The sequence below is a fragment of the Thermoproteus thermophilus genome (assembly GCF_055392855.1).
The window spans coordinates 796,110-808,921 of record NZ_AP042466.1; the positions used below are offsets into that span (position 1 = coordinate 796,110).

General features: G+C 53.7%; 19 protein-coding genes. 13 read left to right on the top strand and 6 right to left on the bottom strand.

Features of this window, described 5'->3' with window-relative positions:
- Positions 1–57 precede the first annotated feature (57 nt).
- The 5 genes from ACZ5PA_RS04770 (at position 58) to ACZ5PA_RS04790 (ending at position 3,788) form a co-directional block, all read left to right on the top strand.
- A complete protein-coding gene (locus tag ACZ5PA_RS04770) occupies positions 58–1,227 on the top strand; it encodes an FAD-dependent oxidoreductase (RefSeq protein ID WP_464931133.1) in 1,170 nt (389 codons plus the stop codon).
- Positions 1,224–1,685 (top strand): helical membrane plugin domain-containing protein, encoded by a 462-nt coding sequence (locus ACZ5PA_RS04775; protein ID WP_464931134.1) that lies wholly within the window; start codon positions 1,224–1,226, stop codon positions 1,683–1,685. Before ACZ5PA_RS04770 ends, ACZ5PA_RS04775 begins: the two co-directional genes overlap by 4 nt.
- Positions 1,686–1,832: 147 nt before the next feature.
- Positions 1,833–2,339: a nucleoside-triphosphatase gene (locus tag ACZ5PA_RS04780; RefSeq protein WP_464931135.1), complete on the top strand. Its 507-nt coding sequence runs from the start codon at positions 1,833–1,835 to the stop codon at positions 2,337–2,339.
- Between the two features lie 22 nt (positions 2,340–2,361).
- Complete coding sequence (locus ACZ5PA_RS04785) at positions 2,362–2,799, top strand: helix-turn-helix transcriptional regulator (RefSeq protein ID WP_464931136.1); 438 nt, start codon at positions 2,362–2,364, stop codon at positions 2,797–2,799.
- On the top strand, positions 2,796–3,788 hold the full coding sequence (locus tag ACZ5PA_RS04790; protein ID WP_464931137.1) for an AIR synthase family protein: 993 nt from the start codon (positions 2,796–2,798) through the stop codon (positions 3,786–3,788). The genes ACZ5PA_RS04785 and ACZ5PA_RS04790 overlap by 4 nt, the downstream gene beginning before the upstream one ends.
- 36 nt (positions 3,789–3,824) lie before the next feature.
- On the opposite strand, the gene ACZ5PA_RS04795 is transcribed toward ACZ5PA_RS04790, so the two are convergent.
- On the bottom strand, positions 3,825–4,244 hold the full coding sequence (locus tag ACZ5PA_RS04795; protein ID WP_464931138.1) for a peroxiredoxin: 420 nt from the start codon (positions 4,242–4,244) through the stop codon (positions 3,825–3,827).
- Here ACZ5PA_RS04795 and ACZ5PA_RS04800 point away from each other — a divergent pair.
- From ACZ5PA_RS04800 to ACZ5PA_RS04810, 3 genes are read left to right on the top strand one after another with little or no spacing between them, the layout of a single operon-like run.
- Positions 4,243–5,079 carry a nicotinamide mononucleotide deamidase-related protein gene (locus ACZ5PA_RS04800; RefSeq protein ID WP_464931139.1) on the top strand — a complete coding sequence of 279 codons (837 nt, stop codon included), beginning with the start codon at positions 4,243–4,245 and terminating at the stop codon, positions 5,077–5,079. The genes ACZ5PA_RS04795 and ACZ5PA_RS04800 overlap by 2 nt on opposite strands.
- A 19-nt stretch (positions 5,080–5,098) precedes the next feature.
- Positions 5,099–6,043, top strand: coding sequence for a Gfo/Idh/MocA family protein (locus ACZ5PA_RS04805; RefSeq protein WP_464931140.1), 945 nt, complete (start codon positions 5,099–5,101; stop codon positions 6,041–6,043).
- Between the two features lie 31 nt (positions 6,044–6,074).
- Positions 6,075–6,605 carry an AAA family ATPase gene (locus ACZ5PA_RS04810; protein ID WP_464931141.1) on the top strand — a complete coding sequence of 177 codons (531 nt, stop codon included), beginning with the start codon at positions 6,075–6,077 and terminating at the stop codon, positions 6,603–6,605.
- Here ACZ5PA_RS04810 and ACZ5PA_RS04815 read toward each other — a convergent pair.
- The 5 genes from ACZ5PA_RS04815 to ACZ5PA_RS04835 are packed head-to-tail and all read right to left on the bottom strand — an operon-like array spanning position 6,598 to position 9,185.
- Entirely contained in the window at positions 6,598–7,056 is a 459-nt protein-coding gene (locus tag ACZ5PA_RS04815) for a hypothetical protein (RefSeq protein ID WP_464931142.1), read from the bottom strand. The two genes, ACZ5PA_RS04810 and ACZ5PA_RS04815, sit on opposite strands and share 8 nt — an antisense overlap.
- 28 nt (positions 7,057–7,084) lie before the next feature.
- Positions 7,085–7,582, bottom strand: a complete 498-nt coding sequence (locus tag ACZ5PA_RS04820; RefSeq protein ID WP_464931143.1) for a hypothetical protein — start codon at positions 7,580–7,582, stop codon at positions 7,085–7,087.
- A complete protein-coding gene (locus tag ACZ5PA_RS04825) occupies positions 7,579–7,869 on the bottom strand; it encodes a DUF211 domain-containing protein (RefSeq protein ID WP_464931144.1) in 291 nt (96 codons plus the stop codon). Before ACZ5PA_RS04825 ends, ACZ5PA_RS04820 begins: the two co-directional genes overlap by 4 nt.
- Positions 7,853–8,878 carry an RNA-guided pseudouridylation complex pseudouridine synthase subunit Cbf5 gene (locus ACZ5PA_RS04830; protein ID WP_464931145.1) on the bottom strand — a complete coding sequence of 342 codons (1,026 nt, stop codon included), beginning with the start codon at positions 8,876–8,878 and terminating at the stop codon, positions 7,853–7,855. The genes ACZ5PA_RS04825 and ACZ5PA_RS04830 overlap by 17 nt, the downstream gene beginning before the upstream one ends.
- A 1-nt stretch (position 8,879) precedes the next feature.
- Positions 8,880–9,185 (bottom strand): 50S ribosomal protein L14e, encoded by a 306-nt coding sequence (locus tag ACZ5PA_RS04835; protein WP_464931146.1) that lies wholly within the window; start codon positions 9,183–9,185, stop codon positions 8,880–8,882.
- Between the two features lie 409 nt (positions 9,186–9,594).
- Here ACZ5PA_RS04835 and ACZ5PA_RS04840 point away from each other — a divergent pair, with 409 nt between their 5' ends.
- From ACZ5PA_RS04840 to cc1, 5 genes are all read left to right on the top strand, one after another.
- A complete protein-coding gene (locus tag ACZ5PA_RS04840; protein WP_464931147.1) occupies positions 9,595–10,014 on the top strand; it encodes a YkgJ family cysteine cluster protein in 420 nt (139 codons plus the stop codon).
- Positions 10,011–10,937, top strand: coding sequence for a 4Fe-4S ferredoxin (locus ACZ5PA_RS04845; protein ID WP_464931148.1), 927 nt, complete (start codon positions 10,011–10,013; stop codon positions 10,935–10,937). Before ACZ5PA_RS04840 ends, ACZ5PA_RS04845 begins: the two co-directional genes overlap by 4 nt.
- Positions 10,934–11,518 carry an endonuclease dU gene (locus ACZ5PA_RS04850; RefSeq protein WP_464931149.1) on the top strand — a complete coding sequence of 195 codons (585 nt, stop codon included), beginning with the start codon at positions 10,934–10,936 and terminating at the stop codon, positions 11,516–11,518. The genes ACZ5PA_RS04845 and ACZ5PA_RS04850 overlap by 4 nt, the downstream gene beginning before the upstream one ends.
- 633 nt (positions 11,519–12,151) lie before the next feature.
- Complete coding sequence (locus tag ACZ5PA_RS04855) at positions 12,152–12,280, top strand: hypothetical protein (protein ID WP_464931150.1); 129 nt, start codon at positions 12,152–12,154, stop codon at positions 12,278–12,280.
- A 302-nt stretch (positions 12,281–12,582) separates the two neighbouring features.
- Positions 12,583–12,750, top strand: a complete 168-nt coding sequence (gene cc1 / locus ACZ5PA_RS04860; RefSeq protein ID WP_013680911.1) for a DNA-binding protein CC1 — start codon at positions 12,583–12,585, stop codon at positions 12,748–12,750.
- Positions 12,751–12,812 lie beyond the last annotated feature (62 nt).

Sequence of the window (12,812 nt, forward strand, 5' to 3'; positions counted from 1 at the left end):
GAAATTGGAAATAGATTCAGGAGAACTTTTTAATGTAAATGGTTTCACTTAAGTTTCATGCCTAAAAGAGTGTTGGTCCTCGGCGGCGGCGTCGGCGGCGTTGTCGCCGCTAAGAGGATCGCGGAGAGGGTCCGAGGCCGCGCCGATGTGGAGGTAACGCTTGTAAGCGATACCGATTATTACCTGCTACCGCCGTTATTGGTCAACATAGCGCTTGGCGATATCTCGCCCCAACAAGCCATGTTACCTTTGTCCAGGTTTGTGTATAGAGGCGTTAAGACGGTTAAGGCCGTCGTAAAGAAGGTGGATCCCGATAATAGAGTCGTCGAGACGGATCAAGGCAAGTTCCAGTACGACTACTTATTGGCCAGCCTTGGGACTAGCTTCGATTTCAATTCCTACAACCTAGGCGTGGGGAACCACAACTACACCCTAGACGGCGCCTTGAAGCTCAAGGAGGCGTTGATGAATTTCAAAGGCGGTAGCGTAGTCGTGTACACGCCGGAGCCCGTCTATAGATGTGGAGTTTACCCATTTGAGATCGCGGGACAACTCGACGCTATATTCAGAAAGAGGAACATAAGGGATAAGATTGATATAACCTTAATACATCCGTTCAAGCGTCCCATTGAGCCCCTAGGCCCGGAGGCGGTCAAGATAACTGAGGAGGCCTTAGCCGCTAAGAACATAAAATACATAGGCGGCGTTACCCAGCCAGGGCCCGTGGACGAGAAGGGCAAGACGGTGACAGTGGGCAGCGAGAAGATTAAGTACGATCTGCTCATAGTAGTGCCCCCCTCTAGGCTGCCCAAGCCCTTCGAGGACACGCCGCTGGCCGCTAAGCTCCCCAACGGCGTCTGGACGCCTATCGACGTGCTCACAGGCAGGAGCGTTAAGTACGACGACGTGTACCTACCCGGCGAGCACTCCATGCCGGCGATAGGGCTCCCCACGGCTGGGGTGCCCGTGCACTTCACGGCCATGGCTAGCGCCAACGTGATCGCAGGGGAGATACTGGGAGAGCCTGTGGATCCGGTGCAGATAAACGCCATGACTTGCGCCTTGGATTACGGCGAGTTCGGCATGATGTTCAACTGCGATATGAAACTCGACTTGGCTAACAACAAAGCCGCTTGGATGGGCAGCTGCTACAGTATACTGAAGTCGCCGCTGGGCAAGCTAATAAAGGACTTGTTCTACAAGACATGGCTAGCGACGACAATATGAGCGCCCAGACGACGCCTCAAACCGAGGAGAAACTGGCGGAGTTGTTGAAGACTCTGGCCGAGCACGCGGACGAGCTCAAGGGCCTCGTGGACCAGCTGATAGAGCTCAAGAGGAGCGGCGTAATCGATGCCTTAATGTTAGTGGTCAACCGGTTCGAGGAGCTCATCCACTATTTATTCCAAGACCCCGCCGTGTTCCGCCTCTTGTCTATAGGGGTGGACGGAACGCTCGGCGCCATGTCGAAGCTGGAGGCGTCCGATATAATCAACACGAAGGCCGTGATGCAAGAACTGATAGTGAGGCTCGGCAAGAACGCTAGGCCGGACGCCGTGGCTAACCCCAAGCCGGTGAAAGGGATCTGGGGCCTCCTCGGTATGTTGAGCGATCCCGACGTGCAGAGGGGGCTCGGCGTCGTCTTCGAGTTGCTCAAGATGTTAGGGAGACAGTCGCAGAAGTAATCAGCCCTGGCCACTCCAGCAATCATCGCTTTTAGGTTGTGCTCATCATCGTATAATTTCACCTCATATATGAAGAGGCTGGACGAAGCCGATCGATGACGATGCGTGAAAGGGCTGATTTCTTTTAATCGACACCAAGATGTCCTCGTGAGGGTGGGTATTTCGGGACCTCCGGGCGTGGGCAAGACCACGCTTGCCTTCAAGGTTGCCGATATCGTGAGGGCTAACGGAGCGGTTATAGGCGGTTTCGTGACGCTCGAGGTAAGGGAGGGAGGTGCCAGAGTTGGGTTCGATGTCGTCAGCTTTAGAGACAGGCGTAAAATGCCGCTGGCCAGAGTAGGCGAGGGGATGCCTAGAGTCGGCAAATACGCCGTGGACCTAAACGCTTGCGGTTTTATGAAATCGCTTCTAGACGCCAGCGGCGTGGATCTCCTAATAGTGGACGAAATAGGCCCTATGGAGGCCAAGTGTCCTTCGTTTCTAGACGACGCGAAGTCGGCGCTGCTTAGAGCGCCTAAGGCGCTGGCTGTGGTCCACTTGAGGTACATAGACGTGGTCAAAAGATGGGGCATCGACGTAATTGTGCTATCTAGGGAAAACCGGGATATGGCGCTCGCCGAAGTGCTCGCTAGGCTTGGTTTTCGAAACGTTTAAAATTTCCGATAACGATTTCGAAATGGAGTGGCGCAGAAGGCATTGGTGGGCTGAGGGGCCTCCTATGTTTATCAAGAGGAGGGGGTTGAGGTACGTGATACTTAGGATACTCGCATCGCGTAGCCCGTTGACGGGCTCGCAGATAGCGGAGGAGGTAGAGCGCATGACGTGGGGCTTCTGGCGCCCATCGCCCGGCTCCATATATCCAGCCCTCGCCCAGTTGGAGGCAGAGGGGCTTATCCGCGTGGCTAAAATCGAGGGCCCGAGAAAGTACTACGAGTTGACCGAGGAGGGCAAGAGGTTGTTGGGCATAAGCTCCGACTACGTCAAGGAGGCCGTGTTGGCGTTTGAGAACTTATATAACTTCCTAGTAGAGAACTTGGATAAGCTAGACGACGAGGGCAAGAGGACCTTGGCCAAGATAGCTGAGGGGTTGTCGAGGGTGCTCGAGGGCAGATGAAGATCGGCAAACCCCCATTGGAGGTAATAAGGCGTTACGTCTGGCCTAGGACCGGCTCCTATGACCCCGCAGTCCTCCTAGGCCCAAGCTTAGGCGAAGACGCGGCGATTATCAGAACGGGAAAGCCCTACATGGCCGTACACGTGGACCCCGTATCGGGATCTGTGAAGCTCTTGGGATGGCTTGCAGTGCACGTGGTATCCAACGATATAGCCACGAGAGGCATGAGGCCCAGGTGGTTGTTGCCCACTATATTCCTATCCCCCGATGCTGACGAGGAGGTCTTGGACGAGATCACGAGCCAAATGGACGCCGCGGCGAGGGAACTAGGCGCGGCCATCGTGGGAGGCCACACCGAAGTGACGACGGCCGTGGAGAGGCCGTTAGTCGTCATGGCCGCTATCGGCGAGGGCGATAGATACGTGACAACGGGAGGGGCCAAGGCCGGGGACGCGGTGGTGATGACCAAGAGCGCAGCGCTTGAGGCCGCCGCCATATTGGCCACGGATTTTAGAGATAGGCTCAGGGCCTCGGGGATACCCGACGAGATATTGGAGAAGGCCGCGGGCTTTATAAGGCAAGTGTCGGTGGTCAAAGAGGCACTCCTCCTATCCGACATAGCCAACGCCATGCACGACCCCACGGAGGGCGGCGTGTTGGCCGGCTTGGCCGAGATGGCGTACGCATCCGGCGTCACTATAAGAGTTTACCCCGGCTCGGTGAAAGTAAGCCGCGAAGCCGCCGCGTTGTGCTCAGCGGTCGGGCTAGATCCCCTATCGACCTTGAGCTCCGGCGTCTTGTTAGCCGCCGTGCCTAAGGAGGGGCTGGAGGGGGCCCTACGGCGTCTGGAGAGGGCCGGCATAGAGGCGGCCGTGATCGGCGAGGTCGTCCCCAGAACGGATCACCTAGTGGTTATGGGCTCCTTGACGTTGGATACGCCGTATATACGAGATAAGTTCTTCGAGTTGTTCTCAGCCGGCAGGTCATAGATCACCGATCTCGGGCCTGCGTGGTAACATCATCTCCTAGAGCCTCCTCGCCGCCTCTAAAGCTTTATCGGCGTGTTGGTCCGCGCTCTTGAGGCCTCTTATCAGCTCGACTACGGAGCCGGATCTAAGGACATACGTGACCCTCTCCGCGGTCCCCGAGGGCCTCAATATGCCGAGCCTTTTGGCTAATCCTCCACCCTTATCGCTAAGCAGCTTGAACTTGAGCCCGTACTTCTCGGCGAATTTCTTGAGCGTCTCGACGCCGTCGACGGACACGCCGAAGATCTCAAACCCCAGTGCCTTGAATTCGTCGTAGAGCTCGTTGAACCTAATGGCCTCTCTAGTGCAACCGGAGGTAAACGCCTTTGGGAAGAAGTAAACGATCGCTCTCTCGTAACGGCTTGGGCTTATGCGCTCCCCCGTGTGGGCTTCCAGCTCCACGTCCGGGAACTCCATGTCATCTCGTATTCACTTTAAAAATAGGCCGAAGTCTAGGATAGTGCATATAGCCTGGATAGTATCCATAGGCAACGAGTTGTTGATAGGGAGAGTCGTTAACACGAACGCAGCATGGCTAGCCCGTAAGCTGACCTATCTGGGGTATCTAGTGAGGAGGATCTTGGTTGTGCCCGACGAGGAGGACTGTATCGTGGCCGCCTTCAAGGAGGCCTTATCGAGGGCCGACTTGGTGATCTCCACGGGAGGTCTCGGCCCAACGCCCGACGACATAACGAACTTCGCCGTCGCCAAGGCATTAGGCGTCGAGGCCGTGTTGGACGAGACCGCGAGGGAGTGGGTGCTCGAGAAGTACAGACAGAGGGGCTACTCGGCGACTCCCGAACGCCTCAAAATGGCGTATATACCCAAAGGCGCTAGGCCGTTGTATAATTCAGTCGGCGTAGCTCCTGGCATATGGTTCGAGTATAATAGCAAAATAGTGGTAATTCTTCCCGGTGTTCCCAGAGAGATGGAGGCCATCTTCGAGGAGCAAGTGGAGCCATTATTGAGGGAAAGGGGGCCTCGCCTATGCTTCGCCGAGGATTCATTCTACGTGTTGGGCGTGCCGGAGGCCGACTTATCGCCGTTAATAAAGGAGGCCATGAGGATAGACGAGAGAGCCTACGTCAAGAGCCACCCCAAAGGCCATGAGACGGGAGCTCCCTTGGAGGAGATACACATCTACGGCAGCGCCGAGACTTGCGATGAGGCCCGGGGGCTTGTGCAGAGGCTTTACTCGTATTTAGCCGAGGAGATACCCCGCCGCTTCCCCCAAGCCAAGATCTATAAATAATTGGATAAAGGCGTATGCGATGTTGAGAGTAGCCGTTGTAGGCATCGGAGGGTGGGGGAAGAACCACGTAAGGGTCTTCAAGCTTTTATCGACGGAGGGCCTCGTCGATGAGCTCTACGCTGTCGATATAGATGAGGGGAGGCTCAAATGGGCCGAGAAGGTATACGGCGCAAAGCCGTTGAGGTCCATCGAGGACGTCATCAAGGCCAACGTCGATGCAGCCGTGATCGCCACTCCCACTAAGATGCACTACGAACACGCCTCGCTCTTGCTATCCGCCGGAATCTCGTTGTTGGTGGAAAAGCCGTTCGCGGAGAACTATGTACAGACCATAGAGCTCCTCGATAAATCGCGCGGAGTCGTCGTTACCACTGGCTACGTGCTCCGTTTCCACCCAGCAGTTAGATACCTCAAGGAGGGCTTGCATAAACTAGGCGACGTGGTATCCGTGTATAGCCGGCGCACGTCGCCGAGGCCCCAGCGCGTGGGGGACGTCGGCGTGATCAAGGACTTGGCCTTACATGACTTCGATCTAACCCTCTACGTCACCGGCAATAAGGCCTTCTCGGTCTCCGCCTATGGTCTATTGGAGGGCGGCTACGTGGCGCACGCCCAGATATTCACGAGAGGCGATAAATTCTCCTCGTTTTATGAATCTAGTTGGACCCCCTCTTATAAGTTCAGGAGGTTCGAGGTCGTCGGCACTGACGGCATGGCCCACGTGGACTTCTCGACCGACTCGCTTACGTTTTTCGGGCGCGACGCTGTATGGAGCCCGAGGCTGACGGGCGAGGAGCCGCTTTTTGTTCAAGACAGGGAGTTCCTCAAGGCAGTCGCGGGCAAGGGCGGCTACATAGTCCCCAGCGAAGATATAATATATTCTATAAAGCTCTCCGATGCTGCTGAAATTTCAATAAAAAGAAAGAGAGAAGTATACTTAGACGAATTGGATAATTTCGTTTAAAGCCCTAATTAGCTAAAGGTCGCCTTGTCATATGCTCGGCGAGGAGTTGCCAATAGAGAGCCTCCCCTTGAGCTCGCCCGAGCTCGCGCTGGCCATGTCCAACGTATTGGCGGGTAGATTGGTATACGTTCTAGGCGGGCGGGGCAAAACGCCCTTGTTAAGGGCGCTGGCCTTATCGTTATATAGGGCCGGCTTGAACCCGCTCTACATCAAGCTGGAATGGGTGAAGTACAACTGGGGCGTCGAGGAGTATGTTGATAGATATGGAGAAAAACACTCCGAACTAGTCGGCCACCCCGCGCGTCGGGACTACGACTTTGCGATACTCGACGATGGGGAGCTCTTGGCCCAATATCCCAGAATTTATTCAAGACTACTCGACGAGGCGAGGACGCGTATCAGGGCCGTGGCCGTGCGTGCCGAGTTTCGTGAGGCTGTCGAACATATACTCGGAGAGGGCATAGTCATAAGGACCGAAGAGGGGGGCGCGGGGAGGCTCAAGCTGCCGCTCGGCCTTATCTCTGTAGGCAGAAGCGTAGAGGTAGAGTTGGTAGTCATATAAACGCTGCGTATCTGACCAGGGCGGGCAACGGGCTTCGCCTCACTATCACGATGTCCTTGTAGCTCTGTTTATTGAAGACGGCTACACGGACCAAGTCCTTCAGCCCATTCACGTGGATGTTCACTATATGGCCGCCCTCCACCTCCTCCACGTTTCCGTCTATCTGGTTGGACGACAAATCGGGGAGCAGGACCTTTTTGGACTCCCTGAACATGTCCGCGTCTAGGCGTATGGCCCACATCTTCTCGACGGCAACTCTTCCGTACTTCATATCGGAGACCATGTTCTCGAGTTTTCTGATATCGTACTCGAGCACTGCGGAGAGGTACAATAACTCGTTCCTCGCGAAGAACTTATGCATGGGGACCTCGAAAGATATTATCTCCTTGTCCTCGATGACCTCCCGGAACATGCGGCTCATTCTAACGTACTCGATCGGTAGCGTCGACATGGCCAAACCCCCTTGTTTGTTTAAAATACTACACGCCGAGCGGGAACAACAAGCCTACGGCGAGTCCTAATAAGGCCGATAGACCGATCATGAGGAGCCATTCGCCGAAGTCAACCGGCGTTTTAGATAGCGCAAAGGACGTTGCCAAGACAACTGCAGCCAAAGCGTATAGCCCAAACACGGCTTTTATAGACGTCGGAATTAGAATCGAGAAGGCGCCGATTAAGGACGAGATGAACATTATAAACGATGAGCGCAACGAGCTAATCAAGGCCCTTTTATGGACCAACGTCTTGAGGATCCTGCCCGTGGATCTCAGAGATATCTTGTACTCCAGATCCCTAAGGGAGGCCCTTTGGTGCGAATACTCAGCGACGAAGCTAGTAAGCGCGTTTATCCCGGCCACCACCACGGCTATAGACGCCGCGTCGTATAGGCTTATCTCGCCTCCTTTCAGCATTATGCCAGAAGTGAGGCCTACGGCTGTGATTATGCCGTCGAGGAGTCCTAGGACCAGGTATCTCATTCTGCGCCCTCTTGCATACAGGGGATGTAGTCGCCTACAACTACCTCGTCGAGCGAGTGGATAACGCCTCCTACTTTCTCTATGGCCTCTTGTATTTCATCTACGTCAATGCCCTCGCCCTCCACGACTATCATCAAGCCAAGCACGTCCACGTCTACGTCGTCGACGGTTACTCTGACGGCCTTGACTCCTTGCACTCCATAGAGGGATCTAGCCACGTCGACTATGGAGATGTCCTTGGTCGGTATAGCAGCATCTATAACTAAACGTCTAACCGGTATGTCCACGTTCTTCGTCACTCTTCTTGTTTAAACGTTTTTTCTCTTTCCAGGCAGCGGGATATGTGCCCGACTTCATCAAGACTCTGTCCGTCCGGGCCACTAGGCCCTTGTTCATGTCCCTCAGCTCATCGCTGGACACCAAGGCCTTGCCGAGAGCCACTAGCTCGTTCTTCAGCGTGAAGTAGGCTATTATATCGCCCTTGTTAAACGGAGTCTCGAACTTGACGACGCCGGGAGCCGCGAGCGGGGCTCCGTGACATATCGCGTCGACCGCCCCGTCCTTGATCCATATCTTCACAATCCCCCTGGCTATCTCCTCTATGGGCCTCATTACTTGCCTCAACGTCGTGTCGTCTCCGTATTTTCTCCATATATATACAGCATCGGCTACGTCCTGTAGAGTGACTGCCTCCCTCTCATCGAAACACGCAACAGCGATCCTCCTGAGCTCCCTCATATTGGCGCTCACTCCCAACACTTCGCCTATATCGTGTATTAACTTCCTGGCGTAGGTGCCGGCCTCGACGTGCATTTTCAAAACGGCGTATCTTCCGTCTAGCTCCAGTAGCTCCAGGGAGTACACGCGCCTCGTGCGCAGTTGCCTCTTAACGGCGGATCTCAAGGGGGGTCTCTGGTATATCTCGCCAGTGAACTGCGCCAGCACGGACCTAAGCCTCTCCTCGTCCACGTCGCCGTGGAATTTAGCCACTGCTATGTATACCTTATCGGCCCTGGACAAGGCCATAAGCGCCTTGGTGCCCTCGGCCACCGCCACGGGCAAGACCCCCGAGACGTTGGGGTCCAGCGTGCCCGAGTGCCCTGCCACCTCAACGCCTAGTATTCTCTTGAGCCAAGCCACAACTTCGTGGCTGGAGGGGCCTCTGGGCTTATCCAAAACCACGAAGGAATACCTTATGTGCTCCTCGACCGGCCTCTCATGCGGCGAGCGGCCCCATTCGGGATTCGTCGTCTCGTTCGGAACTTTTACGTAAATATCTCTGCTACAAACAGACACATCAAAGCTCCGATAGAACCCCCTCGAATTTTGGTTTCACCCTCTCCTTCATGTACTGGCTCAAGCCGGCGGCCTCTATGGCCTTGAGGACCTCATCATCGCCGGCCCCGCGCTTGACGTCTATTTTCTTGTCGGTCGGCTCTATGTGGTTCACGTTGACCCTCCTCCTCCTAACCCCTGTGAGGCTCTTCGGGCCGGTTATGACCACGTAATTGTCGTCGACGATGTCTATCACGACGGCTTTTCTGCCCGCTTCTCTGCCCAGGACCTTGACCACTATTCTGCCGATGTCGATGACCTTGGGCATGTGTGAGGGATGGAGGCCCATTTATAAAAATTGGCGGTGGAGGAAAAGAAGACTTGTAATTTACGCGAGGCGCCGTGTTACTTCTTCTCTTCTTTCTTCTTCTCCTCTTTCTTCTTCGACATGTCTTACGTGTTTTTTCTTAGATTTAAAGTTTTCTCCAAATAATTAGAAAGTTATTTTTCTCTTGGTAATGAGAGATTACAAAACTTAAAAATTAATTATATCACTCCAAGAATGTAGAAAAAATCCTTGCCTATATGATAGAGCCTTGATATAAGCTTATTTACTTATATAGATATTTTATTTTACTTATATCTATGTTCTATCGAGGAGTGAATGGCGTAGCTCCTTTCTCGCCCGAGCTTTTGGATGCAGGAATTAGTTTTAAACCGATCACGAGCGTCCGCAAGTGTCCTTCGAGTGCCCAGTGGGGTGTCCGGCGGATTGTTGTTATTTCGAATCCGAGGATCAAAACCCGACCGTGTTCTACGACGAATTGATCAAGCTGAGGGAGGAGGCCTCGAGGAGGGGCCTTGCGCTCGAGTTCCGCGAGTTGGGCGAGTTCAACGGCGTAAGGATATATAGATGGGTGTTGAGAGGATGGTGTCCTTTTTTTGATAAAAAGAGCAGGAAATGTACTATCCACGATAAGAAGCCCCTTGCGTGTAAGATGTTTCCCTTAGTGCTTGATTTAAAGAGCAGTAATATTTACCTCTCGGAAAACTGTCTATGGGTCAAGGAGAATGGGCCGAGGCCCCTCGACGATTTTCCCAGAGAGAAAGAGGCGCTTAAGAAAGTGGCGCTTCGGCTTAGGCTGATTAGGCCGTGATAGAGTTCATAATAAGGGGAGAGGAGTTCGGCGATTTAGAGGCGTTGGGCATTGCCTATGGGCTCTCTATAACGTTTAGGAGGGCGTTGGCCATAGGCGATTTCGATAGGGAATGGATATATGCGGTGAAGAGGATAGGCGTATGGGGGGCTTTGCTCCTATCGCCGTGCCCTGAAGGATTGCCTTGTCTGGACGACGTGGAGGCCGCAATAGATCTATCCGAGAGCGCGCAGATGCCCGTGGGCTACGAGGGCGAGGTGCCCCCAGCTAGGCCCTTCAGAGTCTCCACTTTCAACAAGAACTACCTCAAGCCGAATCGTTGGATAAATTGTATGGAGTTTTCCCCCGACAAGGCGTACCTCCCTCTTTTCGCTTGTTTGTACAATATGTTCAAGTTGCGTATGGATACGCCCATTATCGTATCCGACATATGCCCGACAGCCCCGACCCAAGAGGCCCGCGATTTCCAGGTGCTCCCCACCTACGCAATGCCCAGGATATTGACCGACGTGATCTCAGTGGCTACTCACCCGATACCGTCGACTGCTATAGCCAAGGGCATCCTAAAAGGCGGCTATAAGGCGGGTCCCGTCATAGTCATATCCAAAAAAGCCGATAAGTCCTTAATCGATATGGGTGGACATCTAATCGACCTAAGCTCAGAGGGCGATCCTTGTGAGCTACTAACTAAGAAATACGTCGGGTACAGCAAATCGTTGTTTATGGGGCAATATGTCGTGGAGCCGGATCTCTGCGATAAATGCGGCGATTGTTTCATAACCGGCTGCGATTCGCTGGTGCTTGGGAGGGACGGAGTCCCAGTCTTGCTTAGCTCATGCGTCGGTTGTGGGGCATGCGCCCTCATGTGCACGAGGAGAGCTATAAGGAGAGTTGACGACGTGTTTAGAGTATATCTGAGATGAGCTGGCTGCAGAAGAACTTCAGAGTCGTGGGAATAGCAGAAAGCTTTAAGTTGGCCGATGGGCGCTCCGTCTACGCGGGCGTGCTCATGCGGCGCGACGGATACATGGAGGCCGTGGCCTACGGCAACGCCACTCTCGGCGGCACGGACGGCACAGATGCGACCTTGTCTATTATCAGAAAGCTCAAGAGGCCTGACGTTCACATGGTTATGTTAGACGGCTGTATAGTTTCATACTATAACTGGATAGATGGAGAGAGCATATGGATAAACGCCGGGTTGCCCACCGCGTGTTATATATTCGAAAGGCCCGAGGGCGACGTCAAGGCTGCTATAAGTAAGTTATTTCCGGACTGGCGAAATAGATGGGAATATATCTCGAAGTTGGGCAAGCCTATTGAATTCGTCTATCCGGACGGCGGACGTGTGTACGTAAGGGCATGGGGGCTTTCCCCCAAAGATGCCTTCAAGGCTGCGCTGCTTACGAGAAAATACGGCAAAAAGCCGGAGCCCCTCAGAGTCGCCAAGTTGCTCGCAAGCGCTTTAAGGGAGCACATAGCGAGGGGCGAAGCCCGTTTTTAGCCTTGCAAGGCCGCCAACTCTTGGGGCTCGGAGCCAGGAGCTATGCGATGGGCGCCCTCCCCTCACCTACCTACGGCCGAAGCGGCGTTTTCTGAGGGCTCGCTTCACGGTTTAAGGCGTTGCACGAAACCAAGAAGCTGGCCGAGCCCGCTGCAACACCCAAGACAGTCCAGTATCCCTTGACTGGAGTTGTCCCCAGGGACTTGTATGTTTAACAACGGCCGATTCGGCTAGAGGTCTCCGATGAAATGCTGAATATATACCGCAAGTTGGCTTCGTACGTAGCACTTTCAGCCAGATATGGAGTTTCAAGTCGTGCCTAGAGGGGGTTTGCGACGACACTTGGGACCGCCCACTTCATCGGCGGCAATCCTAACCGTATCGCGAGGCGGAGGAAGTTTACGCCTGCGTCTCGGCCTCTTCCCTCTGCGTCTTCGAATTCGGCGTAGCGGCTTTCCTCGATCCCATGGCCTTATTGCCTTCCTCGAGCCTAACAACGACCTACAACCGCGCGGCTATACCCTTGCGCTCCACGAGGTTTCAACTTTCTCGAAACGCGGCGATGCTAAACGCCTTAGGCGCAACGTCAGAGTTTAGGAGTGGCGTCAAAATAGCAGAGGGGTGAAGGGAGTAATGGGGGCGGAAAGCCGGCTCGACGTTGTTAAGATCGTCGGAGTGGAGTTAGCGTTAAGACAAGGGATGCTCGAGGGAGTGGAGTTCGCAGAGGATGTGTACATCACGGCGGGACAGATTGCGCGTTGAACGTCGGAGGGGTGCAAAAATCGAAGAGATTAGGGCGAACTTGAGATGATCGAATACGTGGCTGAGGGCGAGGCGCCTAGGTGGTGGCCGAGATATCGCGAGAATATAATAAGTAGATATAAGGCCTATCCAAAAATTTATTGAAATTTTCGCTTTTCTGTAATTCCTCGATATATTTATATGAATTATTTAAAGAAAAATCAGAGGTTATTCTTTTTATAATATATCTAATATTCATGGTAAATTATATCCAGCATTCTATTTTTCACGAAAAGCTTATAAATATCTAATTTTGTAACATCATGCCGCAGAAACTGAAGTTCTACGACATAAAGGCCAAACAAGCGTTCGAGACGGACAAGTACGAGACCGTCGAGAAGAACACCGCCCGCGGCCCCATGATATTCGCCGTGGCCACCTCGCCGTATACCGGCATAAAGGTCTGGAGGCTGATCGGCAAGAAGAAATAAGGGATATCCAACTCCCTTTTTCCTTCCCCCTTAAACATTTATATTGTGGTCTCACCACTGCC